The organism is Mesorhizobium sp. M5C.F.Cr.IN.023.01.1.1, from assembly GCF_003997585.1.
Taxonomy (GTDB): Bacteria; Pseudomonadota; Alphaproteobacteria; order Rhizobiales; family Rhizobiaceae; genus Mesorhizobium; species Mesorhizobium wenxiniae.
In genome coordinates this window covers 92,739-116,899 of sequence record NZ_RZSU01000001.1, presented here as the reverse complement: position 1 = coordinate 116,899, position 24,161 = coordinate 92,739, and the positions used below count along the sequence as shown (strand labels likewise).

Genomic DNA, 24,161 nt, shown 5'->3' with positions numbered 1-24,161 from the left:
CATGTTCGAACCAGTTCTGAAACTGTCCCGCACGGTTGTCTCGTGGCTCAATGATACAGCAGCGCCCCGTACGCCGTTTCAAAGCCGGATCAACGAGGTGCCGCTATCGGTGCGAACGGCAGGGCTTGTCTGGCAGCAGGAACCTGCTGCCATTCCGATGCTTGACTGCGTCTGGAGAGTGGGAGCCGAAACGGTCATCTTGTCGCTGTCGCGCCCGCTCGTAGAGGAGTTCATCACGACAGTGCAGAACGGCTTGGCCTTCCCTTCCGAGCCAACTGCTTCGCTTATTCTCGAACTCGCTCTTGAGCCGCTTGTCACTCGACTGGAGGAGACGACGCGTCTGAACGTGCAACTCGTGCGCGTATGCGAAGCCACGATGCTGGCTCCTCATCTTGAACTCGACATCATTTTCGGCGCGGTCAAGGGCAAGGGCCGTCTATTCCTGTTCACGCCTCTTGACGGCTTAGTACCGCCTGCGTTTCGCGCGCTAGGCGAACTGCTTGCCCAGTTGCCGCGGCAGCTGGGCGGGCTGCCTCCAGAGCTCCCGCTCATTGTTGCAGGAGAGGTCGGCACGCTTCGCCTTCCTGCGGCGCTTCTTCGAAGCGCATGTGTCGGTGATGCATTGTTGCCCGATATTGCGCCGTTCGGCCGCGGCCAGATCACCCTAGCTGTCGGCCAGTTGTGCGCCGGGGCGGATCTTGACGGCGATGAATTAATCTTGCGGGGGCCTTTCCGCCCGCGACCGTGTCCTTTGGAGAATGCGCATATGACACAACCCGGATCGCAACTGGAGCTTACTAAGGATCTCGACGATGTCGAGATCGTGCTTGTCTTTGAATGCGGCCGCTGGCCTATTTCTCTTGGGGAATTAAGAAGTGCCGGCGAAGGGCATATTTTTGAACTTGGATGGCCGATCGACGGCCCGATCGACATAGTGGCCAATGGTCAGCGTATCGGGCGTGGCGACATTGTCCGCATCGGAGAAGAGCTGGGCATCAGGCTCCGTGGCGGGTTTGCATGCAATGAGTGAAGCTCAGCCGACAATCCTGGCGCTTCTTGCGGTTACCGCCGGACTCGGTCTGCTGGTTTTAGCAGTTGCCACGACAACGGCCTTTGTAAAGGTATCAATTGTTCTTTTCCTCGTCCGCAATGCGCTCGGGACCCAGACCATACCACCCAATGTGGTGCTGTACGCCGCGGCGATGATCCTCACTATGTTCGTTAGTGCGCCCGTTGCTGAGCAGACCTATGACCGCATGTCGGATCCCAAGCTCCACTATCAGACATTCGACGACTGGGTAAGCGCCGCTAAAGCCGGAAGTGAGCCCTTGCGCGAGCATCTCAAGAAATTCACAAATGAAGAGCAGCGGCGATTTTTCCTATCTTCGACAGAAAAGGTCTGGCCAGAGGAAATGCACGCTGCAGCCACGCCTGATGACTTTGCAATACTTGTGCCATCTTTCTTGCTATCAGAATTGAAGCGCGGATTTGAGATGGGATTTCTACTTTATCTGCCTTTTATTGTTATAGATCTGATAGTGACAACTATCTTGATGGCAATGGGTATGTCGATGGTCTCACCAACTGTTATATCTGTCCCGTTCAAGATCTTTTTGTTTGTCGCCATTGATGGTTGGTCAAAATTGATGCATGGGCTTGTGCTGAGTTATACGTTACCGGGAGGCTGATCATCACTGAATCCAGCATCATTACTCTTATGAGCCAATCACTGGTGGTTTTCATGATCTGGATTCTACCGCCGCTCATTGCATCAGTGGTTGTCGGCCTCGTCATCGGCATCCTCCAGGCGGCGACGCAGATCCAGGATGAAAGCTTGCCGCTCACCGTGAAGCTTCTGGTCGTTGTCGCGGTGATTGGGCTGTTTGCTCCTGTGCTAAGCGCCCCGCTCATAGAGCTAGCCGATCAGATCTTCACCGAGTTTCCCGCAATGACACTTAGCTACTAGTCCGCCCCATGGACGCGCCATCGGCCGATATTCAAATTCTGATCCAGACGGCTCTCGAACTCGTCGTTGCGGCAGGTCTTGGGGCAGCCCGCGCGATGGGCATCATGCTGATCTTTCCCGTATTCACACGCTCGCAGATCAGTGGGCTGATCCGGGGCTGTTTGGCTGTTGGCTTCGCACTACCATGCCTGGCACACGTCAGCGGCGGATTGCCGGCGCTGGATTCTGATACACGCCTGATCCAGCTAACCCTGCTCGGATTCAAGGAAGTTTTTGTCGGTGTACTCCTTGGCACTTTTCTTGGCATTCCGCTTTGGGGCCTTCAGGCTGCCGGGGAGCTTATCGACAACCAACGCGGCATCAGCAGCCCGACCGCTTCGGCCGATCCCGCGACGAACAGTCAGGCTTCCGCGATGGGCGTTTTTCTGGGGATCACTGCGATTGCCATATTCGTCGGATCAGGAGGCCTGGAAACTTTGATCAGTGTCCTGTACCGCAGCTACTTGATCTGGCCGGTGTATCAGTTTCACCCGACACTGAGCGGGCCAGGAGCAATGGAGTTGTTGGGGCTTCTCGACCGCATAATGCGCACGGCATTATTGGTATCGGGGCCTGTCGTGTTCTTCCTGATACTGATTGATATATCGATGATGCTGCTGCGTCGCTTTGCCCCGCAATTTAAGGCGAGCCAACTGTCTCCGGCAATCAAGAACATTGTCTTTCCAGTTCTCATGGTCACCTACGCTGCCTATCTGGTGGAGAGCATGAAACTGGAGGTCACACAAGCCAACGGCGCGCTGGAGTGGTTCGACAAATTGCTGCCATGAGCGACACAAGTGAAGAGAAGACACACGCCGCCAGCCCGAAGAAGTTAAGTGAAGCGCGCAAAAAAGGACAGCTGCCACGTAGCTCCGATTTCGTCCGCGCGGTCGGGACTTGCGCTGGGCTCGGCTACCTTTGGCTAAGAGGCAGCGTGATCGAGGACAAATGCCGGGAAGCGCTCCTATTAGCCACCAAGTTGCAGAGCCTACCTTTCGATACCGCGGTGCCGCAGGCATTGGTTGTGCTCGTCCAACTCACCGTCGCGGCTGTTGGCCCGCTGCTTGGAACCCTCGTCGCCGCGGTGATTTTGGCCAGCCTGCTAGCCAATGGTGGATTTGTCTTCTCTCTGGAGCCGATGAAGCTCAGCTTTAAGAAAATTGACCCCTTTGAAGGGCTGAAGCGCTTGGGGTCTGCTCGTTCCATGGTCGAAGTCTGCAAGACCATGTTCAAGGTATTGGTTCTCAGCGCAACCTTTTCCATTGTCCTTCTCGGGATGTGGAAGACAATGGTCCCTCTGCCGATCTGCGGCATGGGCTGTGTTGGCCTCATCTTTATGGAGACAAAATTGCTGATGGGAATTGGCGCCGGCGCACTGCTGGTCGGCGGACTGATCGATCTCCTGCTCCAGCGCGCGTTGTATCTGCGCGAAATGCGCATGACCAATACCGAAGTGACGCGCGAGTCGAAGGATCAGCAAGGAGCGCCAGAGTTGAAAGGTGAACAGCGTCGCATCCGCGAGGAGGCGGCCGACGAGCCTGCGCTTGGCGTGCATCGCGCCACGCTGGTCTTAACAGGAAGGGCGGTCCTGATCGGTCTGCGTTACGTTCGCGGTGAAACCGGGGTGCCGTTCTTAGTTTGCCGTGCCGAAGGTGAGCGCGTTTCACATGTGTTGAGTGAGGCGCGGGCACTACGCCTGACGATCGTCCATGACCATGTCTTAGCACGTCAGCTGATAAGCACTACAAAACTCGGCAACGCCGTTCCTATGCAATATTTCCAGCCTGTCGCGAAAGCACTCTTTGCCGCAGGCTTGGCCTAGTCATTGGAAGTCCACGACTGCCCAGTTCAAAACTGACCTGGCTCCATGCTAGCTAGTGGCAAATGTCGGCTGGCCATCCGTGCCCCAGTGTCTCTGTCAGGCCAACCGCGCAACCGCGGGCCTGGGGCAATCACTCCCCTCGGATCTGCCACCCAGCAACTACGGCAAGTCCTCCGGGCATGACCTTGCAGCCTCTGCTGGCCGGTGCGTGGCGCAGTCCGAGGTTTTGAGGCCGGCAGTGCGGATTTGATTCGTGCAGCCGTTGGAATGCCCTCGTCAGCTAGTCGTCAACTAAGCGACCTATGTTGAACAGCCGTGCTAACTTGAGCTCGGTTGCGAAACATAGGAGTACGAATCGTCATGTATGGTCGAATTGGTGGCTCATCCGATAGTTACCGCGCGCATAATGCCGGCGAGCAATCGGATGCAGGAAGCGAAGGGTTCGCGGACACATTTGCCCGAATGCACTTATCCGGATCGGAAGGTAGCGGCGCCTCATCATCGGCGGCTCCCCAAGCATACTCCCTCAATTCCCGACCTCCTGTGGTGGAGATCAACAGGACTTCCTTCAGGAGACAGGTGAGGCAATTTCATGGTGATGAAATCACGCACATCGCCGACAATCCTCAAGAGTATTCGGAGTTCGTATCGTCACGAGCCAGGCGCACCGCGGACGTTGCTCAGCAATATGGCATCCGTCGAGATACGGAGCACGCGCGATATTTCAGTTACCAATTGGGAGACCGGAGTGCCGGACTGCTGAGAATGGAAGGCGGATTCAGCATGAACGAGTTCGAATCGGAAAGTTGGCGGGAACAATTTCCTGGTCGAACTGAGGTCACTTCCATAGTGGATCTTCAAGTCGCCCATCCGCTCGTCGAAAATGCGGGCGATATTCTGCTGGAGCATCAACTTCGGATAGACGGCGACCGACCGTTGCTGAATTGGCGTGCGGCTAATCCGGAAGCACAAGCGCGCGCGCAGACGATGGGGTTTGTTGAAGTGGATCATGGCGACCTGGTGCTTGACCCTACGCAGCATCCCGACAAATGGACGAAGAACAGTGCCGGTGAGTGGCAGCGTGCAGGCAAACCTCCACTCTATCTCCACAAAACCGAGGACAGCGACAGCAGCGATAGCGGGTCTGACGACGATTTCATGTGATTTGTCGACCCGCCGCCGAGCCTTGCAACTGGTGACGGTTGCAAGGCTGTTGGCAGTGAATGCTAATTGTCCGGCGATCAGCCCCGCCTTAGCGCCAGCGCCGCCGAGCAATCCAGCCCATCTCCCAGACAATAAACTGCGGATGCGCATCGTGGGTGCAGCGGGCGAGCGGATTGTATTCGGGCCGGAACTCCGCCTCTTGGATACGAGCTCTCCCGAATCCAATTTTCTCCACCACACCGTTGGGTCGTTGCGATGCGCCGATCCCGATCGGATCGGCTATGCCTGCTCCGCGCTCGCAGGAAGACCTTCCGCCTCGATCTTGGCGGCGCGATCTCGGCGATAAGTTGGATGGGAGGCAAGATACGCCGCCACGTCAACAGCAGGTAACGCGACATCGCAAATCGGCCCTGACGGTAGCCGATCGACTCCAATCGCCGGACCGCAACTCGCGCAGCGGCATTCGCGGTTTGGCCAGGAGAAATGCTCGCTGACTCACAGCGTGGCCGGCCGCATTCTGCCCTAGACCCCAAAGTACGTGCCCTGTCATGCAGCCTGCGCCGACGGGAGCTCGGCACGCGAATGGCGTGGTTGGCGGCCAAGCCCCGAGGTCAACAAGGACTTACAGAAAGCGGGGGTGAGTTTGCCGCGATGAATTATGACCTTCTCGCGACCGGACCTAGCATCGGCTTCCTCTCGCTCTCGATTGTAGCCGCGCTGTTCGTTGGATTTAACGTGGCAAGCGGTGAATTCGGAATCAGCCAGCCCTTCCAAGTTTCTGGCCATGACGGGGCGACTCGTGTGGATGTGCACCCACATCGGGCTCGGCATCCCACCATTGACCAGCATCTTGGGCTGCAGCTTCATCTCAAACAGCTTTCCTGGCTCGCCACGCAGCGCGACCGGTGCCTCCGGCGGCATCAATTCGTCGGCATTGCACAAATGTTCCAGGTATTTTTGCGCCGGAAATGCGTAGGTCTTCATGCAATCAGTCGTAATGCCGGCTTTTCCTTCATTCAATGCGTTGGCCTGTCCCAGCACCATGTTCAGCAACCCTTTGAGCTGGTCTGTGCGTTCGTGCACTTTGGGTAGCTGGGTGGAGGTGAGTAGCAGGCGTACATTACGCCCCTGCAACCCGGCGAGACAGGTTTGCATCTCAACGGCCTGGGCTCGCAGGTACTGGGCCACATCGTCCACGACCTTACCGGCCTCCTCAGGCTTCATCTGGCGCACTTGGGAGACGACGCTTTGCTGACCGGCCAGATCGAACTGCAAAAGTTCGTCCAATCGTTTGAGCCGCTCCGTCAATACCTCCATTGACAACGCGGCGCTCCCGATTGTCGAGCCTGCCCCCGACGAACTCGCAGCCACCTCTTGCGCTCTCACCTGTGTACTCGCAACTTGATCCGAGCGCGCGAGAACCTTGGCTGCTGGCACTGTGCCGGCGTTCGCAGCGACTGGTGTTGATGGCTGCCCGGCGGCAGAAGTCCCGGCGCGAGCTGCCGACTTATGCTTTGACTTCCCTTTCCTTCGCGCTGTAGTGCCTTCTGACACTGCAGCCGTACCAGCAGTGTCAGCCGGTATCGCAGCGCCTGCCCTGGCCGGCATCGCAGCGCCCGCCTGGGCCTGTGGCGCCATGATGGCTGACGGCGGAGACTGCAGGTTCAACAAGTGCATGGCATCGTGCGCAGTGATCCATGCATCGTCCACGATCCGTTCGAACAGTTTCAATGGGAGGCCGGCATCTGGGTAGGTATGGCTTAGCTTGGTATGCACCTCGTGCAACGCCAATCCAAAATCCGAAAGCCGCTCCATGATTCTTTCTACAACCGCGCAATCATGAGCGTTGAGTGCTTTGCCATCATCCATTATGCCCTTCGCCAAAGAGAGGGCGCGAAGAGCTTCTTGAACGGCGCTTGCCATCAGCTGCACCACTCCATTTCGACCGACGAGGAGTTCCTTCAAATCTGGCTCGAACCTGCTCGCCCGCAGTTCAATCTTGGCCCGCGCAAGACCGATCCGCTCACGGACCAGCCAGATCCTGACACTCAGTACCGAGCCGGCACGCAGCCGCAGTGCGCACCGCTCGGCTTCCCGCATCACGGGCGTTCCACTGGATAGGCTAGCGGTGGCAGCGCAGGCGGATCGCTGCCGTTCGGAGCGCCATGCCTTTTTTTCCCACCACTTAATTGCCGCCGTATGGTGGTTCTCCACATTTAAAATCAACAGCTCCTGCCGGTCCGCCTGGGAGTAGGAGTAGAGTTTATCGACCATACCTGCCGCTTTCTTGGTCTTTTTGTCCAATTTCGTGATCGTCGACAGGCCAAGTTTGTCTACTTCATTCGCGGCGTCGCACACGATCTGGCAACATCTACGCACCTTGTCGTCTGGCATAATTGTCTGCGCCTCAGCCGCAGGCAGGCTAGCGCGGTACTCCAGAATTGCTGAGGCTGCATCGACGACCCGACTGATCAGCTCCACCGCCTCCTCGGGGACGTCGGTTTTCCTGGCCGCAGCCTCGCAATCAGTCAGTTGTTGAACAAGACTGTTCATTCTGAGCTGTGTCGGACTGATATCTTCATTTGACGATGAGCTGGTGCCTTCCACCTGCGCGGTTGATAGTTGGCTACCGACCGGCGCCATGGCTTCGCCCTCAGACATGGAGGGAGAACCGCGCCGCCTTGCGGCTGCGCCACGTGGCGCTACGGTTCCGCGTGGTGGCGCAGCGGCTCCACGTGGCGGTGCGTTCAGGATTTGATCTTCGCCAATCGAGGCGCCTGGCAGACTTTCGCGGGCATCGCCTGGACCGCGCGCAACTGGAAGGGAGGAGGGCCTCCTATCGGCGTCCCCAGAGCGCATCTGCTCCACAACGGAATCGAATGACTGTCCACCTTCTCCCGCAGCAAGACTTGATTGCGAAAGGGAACTGCTCGCCCGCCCCGCGCGGCTGGCTCCAGTTTCAGCCTGCGATTTCCGTGGTCGGCCAATGCCCTTCATATTGCGTCTCCGTAGTAGGCGAGAATGTGCTGCTATTGTGCTGGCGGCTGACGAGACCAGCGGCATCTTTCGGTTAACGTCACGGTCAGCCAGACCCGCGACGGCGTAATGTTCCCGCCAAAGTGCTTCTCAGTAGCAGGCCAAGATTGGCCCGAGCTCACAGGACTTTCGCAACGTTGCCATCGATGTCCTGAGATTATCAGCGCTTCAGTCCGCCGATTTCCAGGAACAGCGAATGAAATCAGACCAACTCGGCTAGCTCCCTTCCTAGACACGTGCCTGACGATTTTATTGAGGCGTCACTCCTCTCGTTCGCCACCGACAAAGTCACACATTTGCTTCAGAGAAGCGTGTGCGTTGCGTATCGCGCGGGAAACCATTTCGATCTATAGTTATAAAAAGTGTCGAGATGGGACCTTTGGACCCGAAGGTCAGGCACGGCCGGCCTAGATAGACCGCTTGGCTGACGATTAGCTGACGATGGGAGTTCTCACGAACAGGGCAAGAAAATCCGACCGCTTCAAGCTTTCGATATGGTGAGAAGAGGATCCGCACCGGCCTCCCAAAGCCGGCAGACCATCCCATGTTCGTACGGTCGCCGACCTTCTCGAAGCCAATGAGTTCACCGCGCCGGGCCGTGATGTGCAGGCGAGAGAATGGTGATGCACAAGACCGAGTTCCTGCTCGTTGCGTGCGCCCGTGGAGCCAGCAAGAATACGGTCATGCAGCACGTGGACCGTGTCTCCTGTTCGACACCACAGCATCGAGGATGCAAACGAGCTGCTGCGGCTGCCATTCGGTCGCGGCACGCGTGGACGGCGGGATTGGCCGAACAGCCGAGATCGTCGTCGACTGTTCGATGCGAGAGCAAAATCCTGCAGAGCATACATTTTTGCGCTGGCCGGTTTTTGTCGAAAGCCGTCAGGTTCTCGAAAGCTCCCGCTCTTAGCTTGATCGAGATTGATCTCTAACACGTCGCCGCCAATGGCAAATGCCGGAGTACCTGATGATCGCAGCAATTGGGAGTGGAGTTAGCAACTTCGGGACTTCCTTGATCCGAAAGGGCCATGGGGATTCGAAATCCGAGCATCCTAGTGATGGCAAGCCGGCTGGTGGGAATGACGGCAAGCCGGCTGGTGGGAATGATGGCAAGCCGGCTGGCGGGAACGACCGGGCGGATAACCGGACCGTTTCAAATGATCAACTTCAAGACAACTCACAGTCTGCAGCACAAAGTGAAGCCTTCCAAAGTATCCTGCGATCGTTCGCGTGCCAATTCGCGAGCGATGCGATGGCTGAGGCCGATGAAGCTTTGGATGACACAGAAGATGCCTGACGCGGGAAAATCCGGCGTGAGGTCATACAGGCCGTTATCGACGGCACAACTCCAACAGAAAAAGGAATGATCATGGCTGCAGTTGATAATAATAAAAAATCAGGCAATACCAACACCAATAGCACTGGCAACACCGATAAAACTAACAGTAGCACTCCCGCCAATACAAGCGGAGCTGATGCTACTGCTTTTCAGGCGCAAGTGCAAGAACTAACCAATGTTAGCTTGGAGGCGACGAAAAGGAGTGTCCAGTTGCGCACTCTAACGACCAATCTCCAGACCATCAAGAAGGCCGCCGACGAACGCGTTTCGTAATGTCGGAAGCGGCTTTTAGACTGCCCCTAGCGCGTCTCCTTATTGACGCGACGTAGTCCCGAAATGAGCCGCATGGCAATTGCCGTGCGGCTTCTATCCTGTTTGAGAGATGCTCTGTGGATGACGCCGTTTCCCTCCGTTTCGAAGTGCTTTCGGGGCTCTATTGCGGACTGACCGGCAAGACGGATCTTCAAACGTGTTTAATCGGCAGCGGCTTCGATGCCGATTTGGTCTTTGTCGAGCAAGGACTGGCACCGCATCATCTTCGTGTAACTCTTCTTGGCAAGTCGATCGAACTCGAGGCGCTTGCACCCGGACTCAGTATCGAGGGCAACCGGAATATCGCCGCCGGCCAGTCCGTTGTTGTGCCCCTTCCTGCCGTCCTGCTCGTAGGCGAGATGTCCATTGCTTGGTCCGTGCAGGATGCAGAGCCGCCTGGTTCGACCGGCATACCGCGCCTACCGATCGGTGTGCTCGCCATGGTCATAATCAGCTCACTCGGGATCGGCGCGCTTTCGGGCATGTTCTCCTATCTTGGCAATGCAAGTGGATCGAGCCCCAATTCACTTCGGGCTGAAGTCGCGTCCAGAACGATCAGTCACCGCGCTGACAATGAACTTACGGGGGCAGCGGCCAAAGAGCTGCAGGAGGAAGTCGATCGAGCGGGTCTTCTCGACGTCAAGATTGGCTCCGCAAAGGGTGTTGTGACCGCCGAGGGCACCGTCACGTCTGAATCGGTCATCAGCTGGCAGAAGCTTCAGCAATCGTTCGATCGTCGCACCAAGGGTACTCTAACACTGGTGAACGGAGTGCTCATCAAAGAGGAGAAGGCGCCATCCGCAATCGCGGTCGAAGCTGTGTGGCATGGGGCCCAACCGTATCTTGTCATCGACAGCGAGAAGTATTTTGTCGGGGCCATTTTGGCTGATGGATGGGTAGTCGATCGTATTGAGGACAGCCGTGTGCTGCTGAGCAGGAATGGCCGCATTGCTGCTCTCCCATATTGAAAGCTCGCAGGCCCCATCAAGCAGCACTCTATGGCCAGCCAAACATCCTGTCGCGCTCGGTGCTGACAAGCTGGCTGCGTTGGAAACATTTGCTGCCCAGCCATTTCGCGCCTGTTTGTGGCTCTCATGCAGGGTCACGCGCTGGCCAAGGCCGAGGCGCCTTCGGAGTTCGAAAGCTACGTTTCAGGGCGTAACAGCAGAGTAAGTCTCAACCGATTGCAAAGGTGTCTCGATGGCCAACGTCCTGCGTGACTTCATCAAGCGTGCGCCGGCCAGCCCGGATTTAATGGTTGCGTTGATGCTGCTTCTGGCTGTCGCGATGATGGTCATGCCTATCCCGGTCGTGGTGGTCGACGCACTGATAGGATTCAATATGGGGTTGGCCATACTGCTGATGATGGTTGCCCTGTATGTCAGTACTCCACTTGATTTTTCCTCTTTGCCCGGCGTTATTTTGATTTCCACTGTATTCCGTCTCGCGCTGACGGTCGCAACGACGCGACTGATCCTGGCCGAGGGGGAGGCCGGCAGCATTATTCATACCTTTGGCGATTTCGTCATCTCAGGCAATATCGTGGTGGGTTTCGTCATATTTCTGGTCGTCACCATGGTGCAATTCATGGTCCTCGCGAAGGGTGCCGAACGGGTGGCAGAAGTGGCGGCGCGTTTCACGCTGGATGCTCTGCCGGGCAAGCAAATGGCGGTCGACGCAGAGCTACGCAACGGCCACATCGATGCCAACGAATCCCGCCGGCGGCGCGCCGAATTGGAGAAGGAAAGCCAACTATATGGCGCGATGGACGGCGCGATGAAATTTGTGAAGGGCGATTCCATCGCCGGGCTGGTGGTTATCTGCATCAACATGCTGGGTGGAATTTCGATCGGTCTGCTCTCCAAGGGCATGTCCTTCGGCGAGGTGCTGCATCACTATACTCTGCTGACGATAGGCGATGCATTGATATCGCAGATTCCGGCCCTTCTGCTCTCCATTACTGCGGCGACCATCGTCACCCGTGTGACTGGGACGGCGAGGATCAACCTCGGTACCGAAATGGTCAGTCAGCTCACGGCCAGTACTCGAGCCTTGCGGCTGGCGGCCGGCGTCCTGGTCGTGATGGGGTTCGTTCCTGGGTTTCCCCTCCCCGTCTTTCTGATGCTGGCCGCAGTGTTCGCTGCGGTAAGCATTGTCAAGGCTGATGTGCTGGGCGCCGGCACTGCCGATGCGAAAGATGGAACTGCAGCGGAGCCTAAGCAAGCCGCGCCTGCGAAGGAATTCCCGATCGCATTTTTTTTAGCGCCAAATCTTATGCAGGCGATCGATCAAGCCGAATTGCAAAAACATATTGGGCGCGTTTCGCTCCTGGTCACAGCCGATCTGGGCATTATCGTTCCCCGCATCCCTGTCTTGGTTGACGAGCAGCTGCCTACATCGCAATTCCGGATAGATGTCGAGGGCGTGCCAGTCGAACAGGACGCGATAGATCCAAGCCAGATGACGCTCCGAGCCGATGTAGCGCACGTCGACTCGAGCGGTATCCCCCTTAGGCGTGAGCCGAAAACGGACAGACTCCCGGTCGAACATACCCCTGCACAGGCCCTTACGGGCGCCGGCACGGAGCATTGGGCTCCCGGCGAACTCCTCGCCTTGCGCGTCCATGCAACGTTGACCCGCTACGCACCGCGATTGGTGGGCATCCAAGAGACCCGACATTTCCTGGGCCGAATGGAGCAGGAATATTCTGATCTTGTGAAAGAGGTGCTGCGCACGACGCCGATTCCTCGGATTGCCGATGTTCTGCGCCGCCTCCTGGAGGAAGGTATCCCAATCCGCCACACCCGTCTCGTGTTGGAGGCATTGGCCGAATGGAGCGAGCGTGAGCAAAACGTTGCCCTGCTGACGGAATATGTCCGTTCTGGTTTGAAGCGACAGATCTGCCACCGCTATGCCAACACCGAGGGCATCGTGTCCGCCCTGGTCGTCGAACGCGAGAGCGAGGATGTGATGCGTGGCGCGGTTCGAGATTCGGATGCAGGCCCCTATCTCGCACTGGAGGATCGGCAAAGCGAAGCGATGCTATCACAGATACGTCAGGTCCTTTCGAACACAGAACCGGGTCAAACCCGCCCTATTCTGTTGACGTCAATGGATGTCCGACGTTTCGTCCGCGGCTTTCTGACGCGAAACGGGATCGATCTCGCCGTGCTGTCTTATCAAGACCTCGCCTCCGACTTTACAATTCGCCCGGCAGGATCCGTCAAACTCCCGCACGGATCGAACAGCGGATTGTTAGAGTAGTTCCACCTTTCCTAACTGAACGCGACCCGCCTCCCTGATAACCGAGAGATAATATGAAATTTGTTAGAAATACAGTTTCTCCATCGCCTATGTTTCTGCGCCGGAGCTCACTTCTTTTTGCCGTACTCGCCATTCTGCCTTTGGGCGGTTGCGCCAGCTGGCAAAAGCCCGCTCTTTCCGTGCAGGAGACATCTTCCCCAGAGTTGCTCAGCGCCGATCAAATCGATCCGGCTATGCGCGAACGCATTTTGCGCGAAGTTGGTCAGGATGTTCAAGAGCGGGCTTTGCGGGATGAGGTGAAGCAGCACCCGGACAATGTTGATGCGGCGATACGGCTTACAAAAGCCTTGGTGGCCCAGAAGCGCCCGCACGAAGCGGTTGAGGTGCTCGACAGCGTCTTGGTTGCAGCCCCAGCAAACGTACGTGCATTGAATGCGAAGGGCGTGATCTTGGACATTGAGGGGCGGCATGACGCGGCACAGGCCCTGTATCGGCGAGCTCTCGAAACCGAGCCAGGGAATCAGATGGTGCAGCATAACTTCAATCTGTCGCTTGCCTTAACGGCAAGTCCGAACAGCCAAGGTTAGCACGATCGCAATAGGTGGGCACAGCGCATGTGCAGCCTATTCCCCGGCTCGAGACGCGCTCGGCTCCCATCATAGATGGCCTCTGAAGAGAGCCATATCTGCGCAAAGCTGTTGCTCCAGATCTGGCCGGCAGAGGTCGGCAGGAGAGCCGGATGACATCTCTCGGCCACCCGCAAGGCCATCCGCCTCGCTTCGTTGCCAGAGCGCCTTCGTGGTTGCCACGCGAGATACGCTCAGGATGGATTTGATTAATTCACGCGCGAATGCCTGCCTCTAACTTGGGGCAGGCGCGACCGCTCCCATAATGCAATACGCTGCCTCTAGGCCGATGGACGATGACGGGATACTTCCCCGAGACTTCAATGGTGGGGAGCAGCGCACCCGTCGATCCATTTGCTTTCAGCGTCAACCGCCACTATGTAGCGACACTTCGCCCGACTGTGTTTCAAGCTGCCCGGAGAAGTTTATGACAGAAGAAGCCCACAACACCGACATCCTCATCGAGCTCACTGCCGAGGTTGTATCAGCCTACGTCTCCAACAACCCCGTCCCGGCGGGGGAGCTTCCTGCCCTGATCGCCCAAGTGCACGGGGCTCTAAAAGGCACGGCCGGACTAATACCGGCAGAAGAGCCTGTGCCTGTGAAAAAACCTGCTGTCCCGATCAAAAAGTCGATCGAACCGGACTACATCATTAGCCTTGAAGACGGCAAGAAATTCAAATCGCTAAAGCGCCATCTGTCGACGCACTATGGTCTGACCCCGGACGAATATCGCGCCAAATGGGGTCTGCCGTCGGATTATCCGATGGTGGCGCCGAATTACGCCGCTACGCGCTCCGCCTTGGCCAAGACCATCGGACTCGGCCGCAAACCGAAAGAGCCGGAAGCCCCGGTGCCGGCGCCGGCGAAACGGACCCGCAAAAAGGTCGCAGCCTAAATCCGTATCAACAGTCGTTCGGGACGCGCGGCAGCCGTAGGCCCAATCTGCGCGGAATCAAAAGGCGGGGACGAGCCCCGCCTTTCCCGTCCAAGAGCCTCATTCCAGAGGAATTCGCGACGGCTCCAGCAATCGCTGCCGCGGCATTACCTGGTTGCATGCTCCGGCCGGGTTTCGAGCCGGTCAATGCGTTCGGAGTATGCCGCATCCTTGCCGCACGCGTTAGCCAGCCTTGCTGAGGCTGCCTGCAGAGGACTTGCCGGTGCGGCGATCCTGTTCGACCTCGTAGTTTATCTTCTGGCCCTCATTAAGGGTCGACAGGCCCGCTCGTTCAACAGCGGAAATGTGGACAAAGACATCCTGACCGCCGTTGTCGGGCTGAATAAAACCAAAACCCTTGGTGCTGTTGAACCACTTCACCGTTCCAGTCGCCATATATCCATTCCTTTGTAACAAGTCGCAACTTAGGCAGGCCATTCACGCCAGCCTGATTTGTACACGAGACTTTAGGCGCAGCAAAATCGGAAAATTGCAAGGCCCACTCGACCGCCTGATCTCCAGCAGCACCTGCCACACATGCGAGGCGCGTGCCAGACGAGGCGTATGCCAGACGTTTCGTCGTGCGCTGTCGCTCAAACGTCGACAGAAACAATGACCCAACCCTGCAAACTCGGCACATCTTGTGGACGTGCTTGGGTCGCTGCTCGACCGCAATACCCGCTCCCGACCGATATCGTCGGCCAAAATGACGACGTTTTTGTCATCAGACCGAAAGATCAGGCGCGCAGCGACACTGCACACTCAAACCGAGACCCGCGAACCTCGATTAGCTTCGGCCTGCTACGAAGCGCGGTTGCCTGCTTCTGAGGCGGGCCATTGTCGGTTTGAATCAACTGTCGGGTTCGGAACCCCAGACTGTCGGCAAGTTGACAATGCGCGTTCAGACGGCACAAACCACCCGATCGATTGTGAGCGAGATGGTTTGGCAGATTGAGCAAGGGCGGGACTCAGCTATGCCGCCCAGGCTGCTGACAAGGCCAAAGCAGCGTAGGTGCGGAGTGAAATCCAAGGTCCACATGGGTCGTCGCGCGTCCCGTGCGCCTGGGAAGGCGCCGGCCCGGCCAAGCTTTTCCCAGATCGTCCGGATGACGCAAGCTTCGCTGAGCGTCAATGAACGTTCGGGCGATGACCAAAGGCGTCGTGCGTTGCAATCTGGACTGTCCAGGATATCAGGAGTTCCATGGCCTCAGCCCGCTTGGCTGGCCACACTTGAAGCTCCAACATACCGGCTGGCACAGGCCAATTGGACTCTGCGCTGCCCTCAATGCGCTGGTGGCACGGTCAATGCTTGTCTATCGATCCGGCCGCCCATGCGTGATGCTGTCGGTCGACGTTCGCAAACCAGACCCTCGGCGAACCCAGCGAAGGGGCTCGCCGGTACGACGAGGGACCTTACCTCTTTATGCGCGGCATCATTGTCGAGGATGACATGTTGCCTTACACGTCGTCCCCTCGCGCTCGGGGCTTTGAGGGGCGGATGAAGTCCTGATGGCGGTGGCACTGCTGCATGTTTGCGTAAGACCCATCAGTCACGATCGCGTTGTCCTTCGATGTCGCGGTGCTGATAGGCGGGCAGATCGGTGTGCGCGGCGCCCGCCAAAGGATCGTCGTCACGCCGGAGGAGGCGAGCGCCGTAGCCGGCGCGCCGGCGAAAGGCGCTTTCTGTCGGATGCCCGACAATGTCGGATATCGCAAGTATCAAGGTTGGATCAAACCTTGCAAATCGGGGCTTTCTTACTTGGCACGGCGCATGCTCGGTATCCGCAAACACCCAATGGATAACGAGCAGACTTCCCATGGCCTCACCAAAATACTGCCGAACGTTCCCCGGACGCATCCAAAGATGAGGCCCGCGTCAGGCCCGGCAACACGCTGACGGCTCATCTGGCTCGGCGTCGCGTGCCGATCCACTTTCTCCCAATAGGCGTCGGGAGACATAGAGCCTTCAAAATGAGGAACAAATCACTTTGCCAGGAACCCAGCCCATAATCCCACTCTCCCTATCAGAACTACCAAGCAAGCCCCGCACTCACGGGCTTCGCAGGACGTCCGTTGCGACCGAGTTGGGCGGCGCGAGGACGGCTCCGATCCCCGTCGCATGGGAGGACGGCAAGGCGACGGATTTCGTGCTCGACAACGGCATGGAGGTGGTCGTCATTCCCAACCACCGGGCGCCGATCGTCACCCACATGGTGTGGTACAAGATCGGCAGCGCCGACGAGCCGCCGGGCAAATCCGGCATTGCCCATTTTTTCGAGCATCTGATGTTCAAGGCGACGACCAACCATGCGGCCGGCGAATTCGACCGCGCAGTGTTCGAGATCGGCGGCTCGCAAAATGCCTTCACCTCCTCCGACTACACCGCCTTCTATCAGACAGTGGCGCCGTCGGCGCTCGAGCTGATGATGAGCTTCGAGGCCGACCGAATGCGAAACCTCATCCTCACCGACGATGTCGTCAAGACCGAGCGCGACGTGGTCATCGAGGAGCGCCGCTCAAGCACCGACACCAACCCGCAGGACGTGCTCCATGAGGAGATCGACGCGACGCTGTGGCAGAACCAGCCCTATCGCATCCCGATCATCGGCTGGATGCAGGAGATCGAGCAGCTGAACCGCGTCGACGCCACCGCCTTCTATGAAAAATACTACTGGCCCAACAACTCCGTGCTGATCGTGGCCGGCGATGTCGAGCCGGAGACGGTGAAGGTGCTGGCCGAGAAGACCTATGGCAAGGTGGCGCGCGGGCCCGACCTGCCGCCGCGCATCCGGCCGGTTGAGCCCGAGCAGAACACCAGGCGCACCGTCACGCTCTCCGACGCCCGCGTCAGCGTGCCCAGTTTTTCGACGCAGTGGGTGGTGCCGTCTTACCATACCGCCAAGCCGGGCGAGGCCGAAGCGCTCGACCTGCTGTCCGAAATCCTCGGCGGCGGTAACCGCAGCCGGCTCTACCAGGCGCTCGCTGTCCAGCAAGGTATCGCTTCCAACGCCTGCGCCTATTTCCAGGGCACCATGCTCGACGACACCAGGTTCGCCATCTATGGCGCGCCGCGCGGCGATGCCAAGCTGGCCGATCTCGAAGCGGCGGCCGCTGCCGAAGTCGCTCGCATTGCCAAGGATGGTGTCAACAGCGAGGAACTGGGCAAGGCCAAGGAGCGCTTTGTGCGCGATATGATCTTTGCCGAAGACGACCAGGACGACCTCGCCTGCATATACGGCTCGACGCTGGCCACCGGCGGCACCGTGAAAGATGTCGAGGAACGGCCGTCTCGCATCCGCAGGGTTACCGCCGCGCAAATCAAAGCAGTTGCCGCCCGCTATCTCGCGTTCGACCGTTCGACCACGGGCTATCTCTTGCCCAAGACGGAGAATGAAGAGATGACGCTCGGCGCTCAGCCCCATGCTGCGATGAACATCCAGGAGGTGAAGTCCGAAAAGGGCATGATCGCCTGGCTGGTGGAGGACCACACAGTGGAAATCGTCAACATCGGCTTTGCCTTCAACGGCGGCATCACGCAGGACCCGGTCGGGAAGGAGGGGATGGCCAATCTGATGGCCGGCCTCTTCATCGAAGGCGCCGGTAATTACGACAGCGATGCCTTCCAGATGAAGCTCGACGATGCCGGCGCCGAGATGGGTTTGGAGGCGCAAAGACACTACATCTGCGGATCGGTGTGCATGCTTCCCAAACAGCAGGACGCCGCGTTCGGCCTGCTTCGGCTCGCACTCAACGCGCCGCGCTTCGACCAGGGGCCGATCGATCGCGTCCGCGCCGAGATTGTCTCCGACATCGTCGGCAGCGAGCGCGACCCTGACGCAATCGCTCAGCGCAAATGGCTGCGCGCGATCTATGGCACGCATCCTTTTTCGAGGCCGGGAGAAGGCACAAAAGAGAGCCTCGCCGGCATCACGCCGTCCGACCTCCTCGCCTTCCACAAGGCGATTTTCGCTCGCGACGGGCTCCATATTGCCGTGGTCGGTGACATTGATGCAAACACGCTGAGGGAAAGGCTCGACCAGCTGTTTGGTGACTTGCCTGAGCAACAAACCCTCGCCCCCGTCGCCGATGTCGTACCGAAGCTCGGCCAACTGGTGGAGGAGAACTGCGACCTGCCGCAGACTTCGCTGCGATTGGCCTGGCCTGGCGTGAAGCGTAGCGCGCCGGATCACTTCGCCACCGTGCTGATGAATGACATCCTCGGCGGCTCGGGCATGACTTCCCGCCTTTTCGAGGAGGTGCGCGAAAAACGCGGCCTTGCCTATCACGTCAGCTCTGAACTGACCCTTGACAAGCTTCTGGTTACGACAGAGACACGCTCGGACTGCGCCGCCCAAACGCTGAGCATCGTGCGAGATGTGGTAAAGCAGATGGCGCAGCAAGGACCGACCGGGGCCGAGCTCAAGGCGGCGAAGAAGCACCTGATCGGCACCTATGCCATTGACCGTCTGGGCTCGACCAGCTCGATTGCAGACCGGCTCCTGGATTTGCAGATTCACAAGGCCGACGTCGACTACAACCAACGTCGCGCCCGCAGCATCGGTCGGGTGACGCTCAAACAGGTCAAGGCGGCGGCCAAGAAGCTGCTTTCGGCCGAGCCCGCCATTTTGGTGGTCGGCCCGCCGCTGGGCGGCAAGGATGAGTAAAGAAACTCATCTCGCCTTCCTTCTTCCTTGGGGCTTCTCGTGGGAAGACGAATATGGAGGCCGGTGGGCCAAGCAGATCATGCAGACCCGCGGAGTCGTTTCGCGGGCCTTGCGCGGCATTGGCGGTCCAGGCGGGCCTCTCGCCGAAACGGCGCTCCTCAGCATGTATGCCGCCTTTTGCAGAATACAGTCGCACGCCACCAGCAGGCAGCGGTGGATGAAGCAAACATCCGGCTGCTCAATCCATCAACTGATGAACCGCGGGCACTCAAACTAACCGAACTGTTGTCGTATGTTTGGTCTACCAGCTGCTTTGCCGAGGCCCTAGGACGAACCCGCTGGTGCAGAATACACACCGACGGCCTGTCGACCTGGATGTTCGCTGCGTTGAGGAGGAATCCGGTATTGCCCCTGTGCCTGCCGATGATCCGCCGTCTGAAATCCCCGCACCTGTTTGGCGCCATCGACCGCCTGCCGGCACTCGGCAGACCGGTTGGCAATAAGACGTTCGAGGTCGTCAATCCGTCGACCGGCGAAGTTTTGGCAGAGCTTCCCGATATGGGCGTGGAGGAGACACGTGCTGCGGTAGACAAGGCCTATGTTGCGCAGTCGGGATGGGCCGCGTTGACTGCCCGAGAGCGTAGCGACGTTCTTTGGCGATGGCATCAGCTGATCATCGACCATGCAGGCGATCTCGCCGCGATTCTGACTGCGGAAATGGGCAAGCCGCTTGCCGAAGCCATGTCAGAGGTATCGCATGCGGCGGCGTATCTGCAATGGTATGCCGAGGAGGCCAATCGCGTCTATGGCGAGACGATCTCGGCACCCTCGACAGACCGCCGAATGCTAGTGATCAAGCAGCCCATCGGCGTTGTTGGCACGATCACGCCATGGAATTTCCCGGCCTCCATGGTGGCGCGCAAAATCTCGCCGGCCTTGGCTGCGGGCTGCACGATCGTGCTCAAGCCCGCTGAACAGACGCCGCTCGTGGCTGGCGCAATGTTCGCCCTTGCCCATCAGGCCGGCTTTCCCGATGGCGTGGTCAACCTGATCTATGCGTCCGAAGGTGATCGCGTCGGCCGTGAACTCTGCACCAATTCCAAGATCCGCAAGATCAGCTTCACCGGTTCGACCGAGGTCGGGCGGCTGCTGATGCGTCAGTGCTCTGACCAGATCAAGAAGGTTAGCCTTGAGCTCGGCGGCAACGCACCTTTCATCATCTTCGATGATGCCGACATCGACGCTGCTGTTGACGGTGCGATCCAGGCGAAGTTTCGCAATGCCGGCCAGACCTGCGTTTCGGCGAACCGCATTTACGTCCAATCGAGCGTTCACGATGAGTTCGTCAAGAAATTCGTGGAGAAAGTCCGGCACTTGTCAGTTGGCGACGGATTCGGTGCCGGAGTAGACATCGGACCGCTCATCGACAGGCATGCTCTGGCCAAGATCGAGTCTCACATCGCAGATGCCATTGCGAAGGGCGGCACAATACGATGTGGGGGCCAACGTATCGGCAAGAATGGCACGTTTTTCGAACCCACGGTCCTCACCGAGATTTCCAGCGTCATGGCAGTCGCGCAAGAGGAGACATTCGGGCCGCTGGCGCCGATCATTCGCTTCAACGATGCGGATCAGGTCGTGCGCGAGGCCAATGACACGATTTACGGCCTCGCCGCATACTTCTATGCCTCGAACCTGAAGCGGGTCTGGCGTGTGGCAGAGGCTCTGGAATATGGCATGGTTGGCATAAACACGGGACGCATGTCCTCGGAGGCGGCACCGTTTGGCGGTATCAAACAATCCGGCATCGGGCGGGAGGGTTCCCGCCATGGCCTCGAGGACTATCTGGAAATGAAATATCTCTGCATGGGCGGGATTTGAAACCTGCTGCACTGTCTCTCCGCCCACCGGGGGGCGGCCTGCGGTCAATGCCGCCACCTAATTTTGAAGTTCCAAACGCCGTTGACCTGAAACGCGGATGCCCGGGCAGGAGACTGAGCTCGCTGCCGGGCCGGACATGCCTTGGGAGGGCATAAGTCAGCGCTCCTAGGGCCGAGGGGCCACTCAGTACGTGCGCCTTTTGCCGATTGCGTTGCATGTGCCGTGCCAAGGCCAAAAGCATTGATAAACAGCCGATGGATCACCTTCTGCCCTATCCGCACTCTACATTGTGGGATATGCGACAATGCCCAAGCGGTTGAATCGTCGCATTGCAGACCCCCAGACGGGTCATGATTGCTATTCTGAGGACAGTGCGCAGCAAGCGCTACTCGCTGCACTCCAGGCACACCATTTCCCTAATCAAGCGATGGGTGCGATGTCTGACCGAGCTGTCGATCCAGGGAACGGTTTGAGGTCTCAAATCCCTCCATATTGTTGCACCCGCCGTCCAACAGGACTGCAGGTCCGGACTCAAATGATCTTGGCTACTATGGCGACATTGCGGTGCACGCCGCTTTCCGACCACTGATGTGGGTTCAGGTCGAGGCCGGCCCTAATGAACCACCGCCTTGGCAACTTCACCGATGTCATTGTGGCGTCGGCCGACGCCTGACCAGAGCGTACCCGCAAGGCGCCATGCAGATCTGTCGGCGGGCGAACTGTTGGTGGCGGGTACAGCTGCGAGCGAACGTTCATCCACCGACGCACAGCGCGGACTGTCGCTTTTCAAACTAGGAAATCTCTGTAGCCACCATTCATGAGCGCGCGGCCACGCGAGACGGCCCGACGGATGCGGTCGCGCAGATGATCGCGAGGATCCGCCCAGTCGGCATGGACGCGCCGTTGACCGATGAGAACTTCGGCGAGCTCGCGATGTGGTGCTCCGGCGAGCGAACCGTCGAGCGCACGAAGAACGAAGGACAAACGGACGCCGCGCTTTTCCGGCGCAAACAAGCGGGGGGGCAACTGTTGCCCTAGACTGAGAGCATTGAGGCACTCCAGTCCCCTCAGTCGATGCTTTAAAAGCACCGCGGGCCAGATGGCTTGCGTATGCAGGCAAACAGGGTGGAGGATATTCGCGCCCGAGACGGCGAGCTGCAGCGCGTGGTCCGCATTGCGAAGAAGAACATGCTGGCTCTTGTCGGGCGCCAGCAGGACGGTTGCACGACAGGGCAATGCCGAGAGTTCGAACGGCGGTGTCGGCGACGAGGCAGGCAACCGTTCCGCAATGACCGGCAGCACATGAACGCACCAGAGCGGACACCAGAATACGACCGAAGCGCGGCCACACGACTCCGCGAAACAGAACACCCCAGCGTGACAGGTCGCCGGCCGACGCGACCATATCGAGAAAGGGTTGGAGAGACCAAGTCTTGCAATGCTGGCGCGCAGCGGTCAGATCGCGCTGGAACGCCGGGTTGCGGCGTAAGAACTCCCAAGCCCACTCCCGCAGCGTCAGGCCAGCGGTGTAGTCGTATGATCTTTCATCCCGCCAATCGGCCTGATCCGCGCCAGTCAGGAGATTCATGACTGACACCCCCTGCCCGCGCCTGCGTGCGTAGAAACATTATGCCACTTCGCAAAGCACCGGCGAAGGCAGCAGACGTCGAAGGCACCTTTTTGTTGAAGCGTCAGCCATCGCCACTGTCGGCGACAGAAGATGTGCGCAAATTGCCACCAGACCGTTGAACCCGCACAGTGACGGCCAGCGCGACCTGAGCACGCCGAGGGAATTGATTCCGTCACCGTCATCGGCTCCTGCGTCCCATCCAGACGTCCCTTGAAGGCGCAGAAGCGCGGCAGTGGATGGAGCTGCCTGTCGGCAAGTTTTCGTAGCGGCGGCGCCATAGGCACGGTCATCGGAGGGTCTCCTGCGGCAAGTTTTCGCCATTGGAGGCCAATCTCCCCGCTATGGCAGCCTGTGCAGTTGCACAGGTGAAGCGGACCAATCAGGGGGGAGCTATGGCGGAAACTGGGTGATGACGGTTTGAGGAGAGCGGCGTATCGAGGCGGGTGATGAAGCCTGCCAGTACCTCTCAAGGAGAGCGATACGCCATGAACGAGACTATCAACATTGTTCGCCTTCGTCAGCCCGACGAAATCGGTGATACCTGACGGATGTACTTCGCAGCGGCGCGCGCAAATTGCTTGCGCAGGCGATCGAGATGGAAGCCGAGGCGTATGCTAAGGCGGTCGACTGCCTGACGAAGGATCAGAATGCGTCCCTGGCGTTTTACGATTTCCCCGCCGAACACTGGGATCATCTGCGAAGGTCCAATCCCATCGAAAGCGTCTTTGCGACCGTTCGCCACCGCACGGTGCGTACCAAGGGATCGCTATCCTCGAAAACCGCCCAGCTGATGGTCTTCAAGCTGGTCATGGCCGCGGCCAGGACGTGGCGACGATTGAAAGGACAAAATCAGTTGCCGAAACTCATCGCAGGTGCCAGGTTCCTGGACGGAATCGAGGTCATCGAAACGAAGCCGCAGAGCGCCGCTTGATCAGCCTCGTCACCCAAATTCCAGCATAGCTCCATCGGAACTGCCAGCCTTCCTTGCCAATCAGGCGCAGATCAGCGCTGACGATACCGAGGACGGCGACGGCGATCACCTCCAGGCCGCCGAGTAACGACCCTCAAAACACCGCCCTGGGCCCGGCCGTCCCATCGGGCCTTTTCTGTTTCTGGACAAAGAGCAAACATACGTCCGCAAGCGACATTTACGAGAATGCCCCACTCGGGAGCCTGATCAACTATGGTGATCGTGCCCCCAAACAGCTTGCCCGACAGGACCTTCTCATGAACGCCCTTCCCGCACGAGCCGCCGGCATTCCGGCTGGCTTCCTCGATCAGACCGCGTCCGACCGGACCAGCCGCGCCACCCGGATTCTGCATGCCGCCGACCAGATCACGCCCTTCCTCGAACGGGGTCGGCCGATCGGCGCGAATGCAAGGGAGCGGGCTTTGCAAAAACCGGCAAGGCAGAATGGGATTTCTGGGAACTGGTCGAGGCCAGCCTGAACCGGTATCTTGTGCCTGCCCTCGGGAGTCGC

General features: G+C 58.7%; 20 protein-coding genes and 1 pseudogene. 17 read left to right on the top strand and 4 right to left on the bottom strand.

Annotation, left to right across the window (positions count from 1 at the left end):
* Window position 1 precedes the first annotated feature (1 nt).
* From sctQ to EOA78_RS00510, 6 genes are all read left to right on the top strand, one after another.
* Window positions 2-1,030 carry a type III secretion system cytoplasmic ring protein SctQ gene (gene sctQ, locus EOA78_RS00535; RefSeq protein WP_127313437.1) on the top strand — a complete coding sequence of 343 codons (1,029 nt, stop codon included), beginning with the start codon at window positions 2-4 and terminating at the stop codon, window positions 1,028-1,030.
* On the top strand, window positions 1,023-1,688 hold the full coding sequence (gene sctR, locus EOA78_RS00530; RefSeq protein WP_095486053.1) for a type III secretion system export apparatus subunit SctR: 666 nt from the start codon (window positions 1,023-1,025) through the stop codon (window positions 1,686-1,688). The genes sctQ and sctR overlap by 8 nt, the downstream gene beginning before the upstream one ends.
* Window positions 1,689-1,717: 29 nt before the next feature.
* Window positions 1,718-1,966 carry an EscS/YscS/HrcS family type III secretion system export apparatus protein gene (locus EOA78_RS00525; protein WP_081714428.1) on the top strand — a complete coding sequence of 83 codons (249 nt, stop codon included), beginning with the start codon at window positions 1,718-1,720 and terminating at the stop codon, window positions 1,964-1,966.
* A gap of 8 nt (window positions 1,967-1,974) precedes the next feature.
* Window positions 1,975-2,793 (top strand): type III secretion system export apparatus subunit SctT, encoded by an 819-nt coding sequence (sctT, locus tag EOA78_RS00520; protein ID WP_091595845.1) that lies wholly within the window; start codon window positions 1,975-1,977, stop codon window positions 2,791-2,793.
* A complete protein-coding gene (locus tag EOA78_RS00515; protein WP_095521255.1) occupies window positions 2,790-3,827 on the top strand; it encodes an EscU/YscU/HrcU family type III secretion system export apparatus switch protein in 1,038 nt (345 codons plus the stop codon). The genes sctT and EOA78_RS00515 overlap by 4 nt, the downstream gene beginning before the upstream one ends.
* Before the next feature lie 360 nt (window positions 3,828-4,187).
* Window positions 4,188-4,991, top strand: coding sequence for a hypothetical protein (locus EOA78_RS00510; protein ID WP_024505378.1), 804 nt, complete (start codon window positions 4,188-4,190; stop codon window positions 4,989-4,991).
* Between the two features lie 546 nt (window positions 4,992-5,537).
* Here the strand turns inward: EOA78_RS00510 and EOA78_RS00505 are convergent.
* Window positions 5,538-7,634: a hypothetical protein gene (locus EOA78_RS00505; protein WP_245477076.1), complete on the bottom strand. Its 2,097-nt coding sequence runs from the start codon at window positions 7,632-7,634 to the stop codon at window positions 5,538-5,540.
* A gap of 1,360 nt (window positions 7,635-8,994) precedes the next feature.
* Here EOA78_RS00505 and EOA78_RS00500 point away from each other — a divergent pair.
* The 6 genes from EOA78_RS00500 (at window position 8,995) to EOA78_RS00475 (ending at window position 14,466) form a co-directional block, all read left to right on the top strand.
* Window positions 8,995-9,324 carry a hypothetical protein gene (locus EOA78_RS00500; RefSeq protein WP_029354838.1) on the top strand — a complete coding sequence of 110 codons (330 nt, stop codon included), beginning with the start codon at window positions 8,995-8,997 and terminating at the stop codon, window positions 9,322-9,324.
* A gap of 72 nt (window positions 9,325-9,396) precedes the next feature.
* Window positions 9,397-9,639, top strand: a complete 243-nt coding sequence (locus EOA78_RS36725) for a nodulation protein NopA (protein ID WP_240992513.1) — start codon at window positions 9,397-9,399, stop codon at window positions 9,637-9,639.
* 116 nt (window positions 9,640-9,755) lie between these two features.
* The gene (locus EOA78_RS00490; RefSeq protein WP_029354836.1) at window positions 9,756-10,646 is read left to right on the top strand and encodes an EscD/YscD/HrpQ family type III secretion system periplasmic domain-containing protein; all 891 of its coding nucleotides are present in this window, start codon (window positions 9,756-9,758) and stop codon (window positions 10,644-10,646) included.
* A 232-nt stretch (window positions 10,647-10,878) separates the two neighbouring features.
* On the top strand, window positions 10,879-12,942 hold the full coding sequence (sctV, locus tag EOA78_RS00485) for a type III secretion system export apparatus subunit SctV (protein WP_029354834.1): 2,064 nt from the start codon (window positions 10,879-10,881) through the stop codon (window positions 12,940-12,942).
* 53 nt (window positions 12,943-12,995) lie between these two features.
* On the top strand, window positions 12,996-13,529 hold the full coding sequence (locus EOA78_RS00480) for a tetratricopeptide repeat protein (protein WP_101918715.1): 534 nt from the start codon (window positions 12,996-12,998) through the stop codon (window positions 13,527-13,529).
* A gap of 466 nt (window positions 13,530-13,995) precedes the next feature.
* Entirely contained in the window at window positions 13,996-14,466 is a 471-nt protein-coding gene (locus EOA78_RS00475; protein ID WP_091595855.1) for a MucR family transcriptional regulator, read from the top strand.
* Window positions 14,467-14,688: 222 nt separating this feature from the next.
* On the opposite strand, the gene EOA78_RS00470 is transcribed toward EOA78_RS00475, so the two are convergent.
* The gene (locus tag EOA78_RS00470) at window positions 14,689-14,901 is read right to left on the bottom strand and encodes a cold-shock protein (RefSeq protein WP_008874821.1); all 213 of its coding nucleotides are present in this window, start codon (window positions 14,899-14,901) and stop codon (window positions 14,689-14,691) included.
* Between the two features lie 1,150 nt (window positions 14,902-16,051).
* Window positions 16,052-16,324: a hypothetical protein gene (locus EOA78_RS00465; RefSeq protein ID WP_127313436.1), complete on the bottom strand. Its 273-nt coding sequence runs from the start codon at window positions 16,322-16,324 to the stop codon at window positions 16,052-16,054.
* A gap of 265 nt (window positions 16,325-16,589) precedes the next feature.
* On the opposite strand from EOA78_RS00465, the pseudogene EOA78_RS00460 reads away from it, so the two are divergent.
* The 3 genes and pseudogenes from EOA78_RS00460 to EOA78_RS00450 form a co-directional block, all read left to right on the top strand.
* A pseudogene (locus tag EOA78_RS00460) lies at window positions 16,590-17,894 on the top strand (pitrilysin family protein); the annotation flags it as partial.
* Window positions 17,895-17,903: 9 nt separating this feature from the next.
* The gene (locus tag EOA78_RS00455; protein WP_292202060.1) at window positions 17,904-19,169 is read left to right on the top strand and encodes a pitrilysin family protein; all 1,266 of its coding nucleotides are present in this window, start codon (window positions 17,904-17,906) and stop codon (window positions 19,167-19,169) included.
* Between the two features lie 405 nt (window positions 19,170-19,574).
* Complete coding sequence (locus tag EOA78_RS00450) at window positions 19,575-21,050, top strand: NAD-dependent succinate-semialdehyde dehydrogenase (protein ID WP_127313481.1); 1,476 nt, start codon at window positions 19,575-19,577, stop codon at window positions 21,048-21,050.
* A 786-nt stretch (window positions 21,051-21,836) separates the two neighbouring features.
* Here EOA78_RS00450 and EOA78_RS00445 read toward each other — a convergent pair.
* Window positions 21,837-22,352: a DUF2285 domain-containing protein gene (locus tag EOA78_RS00445; protein WP_245477075.1), complete on the bottom strand. Its 516-nt coding sequence runs from the start codon at window positions 22,350-22,352 to the stop codon at window positions 21,837-21,839.
* A gap of 869 nt (window positions 22,353-23,221) precedes the next feature.
* Between EOA78_RS00445 and EOA78_RS00440 the strand changes: the two genes are divergently transcribed.
* Together EOA78_RS00440 and EOA78_RS00435 are read left to right on the top strand one after the other, a co-directional pair.
* Window positions 23,222-23,611, top strand: coding sequence for a transposase (locus EOA78_RS00440; RefSeq protein ID WP_281034023.1), 390 nt, complete (start codon window positions 23,222-23,224; stop codon window positions 23,609-23,611).
* Window positions 23,612-23,907: 296 nt separating this feature from the next.
* Complete coding sequence (locus EOA78_RS00435; protein WP_127313434.1) at window positions 23,908-24,129, top strand: hypothetical protein; 222 nt, start codon at window positions 23,908-23,910, stop codon at window positions 24,127-24,129.
* Window positions 24,130-24,161 lie beyond the last annotated feature (32 nt).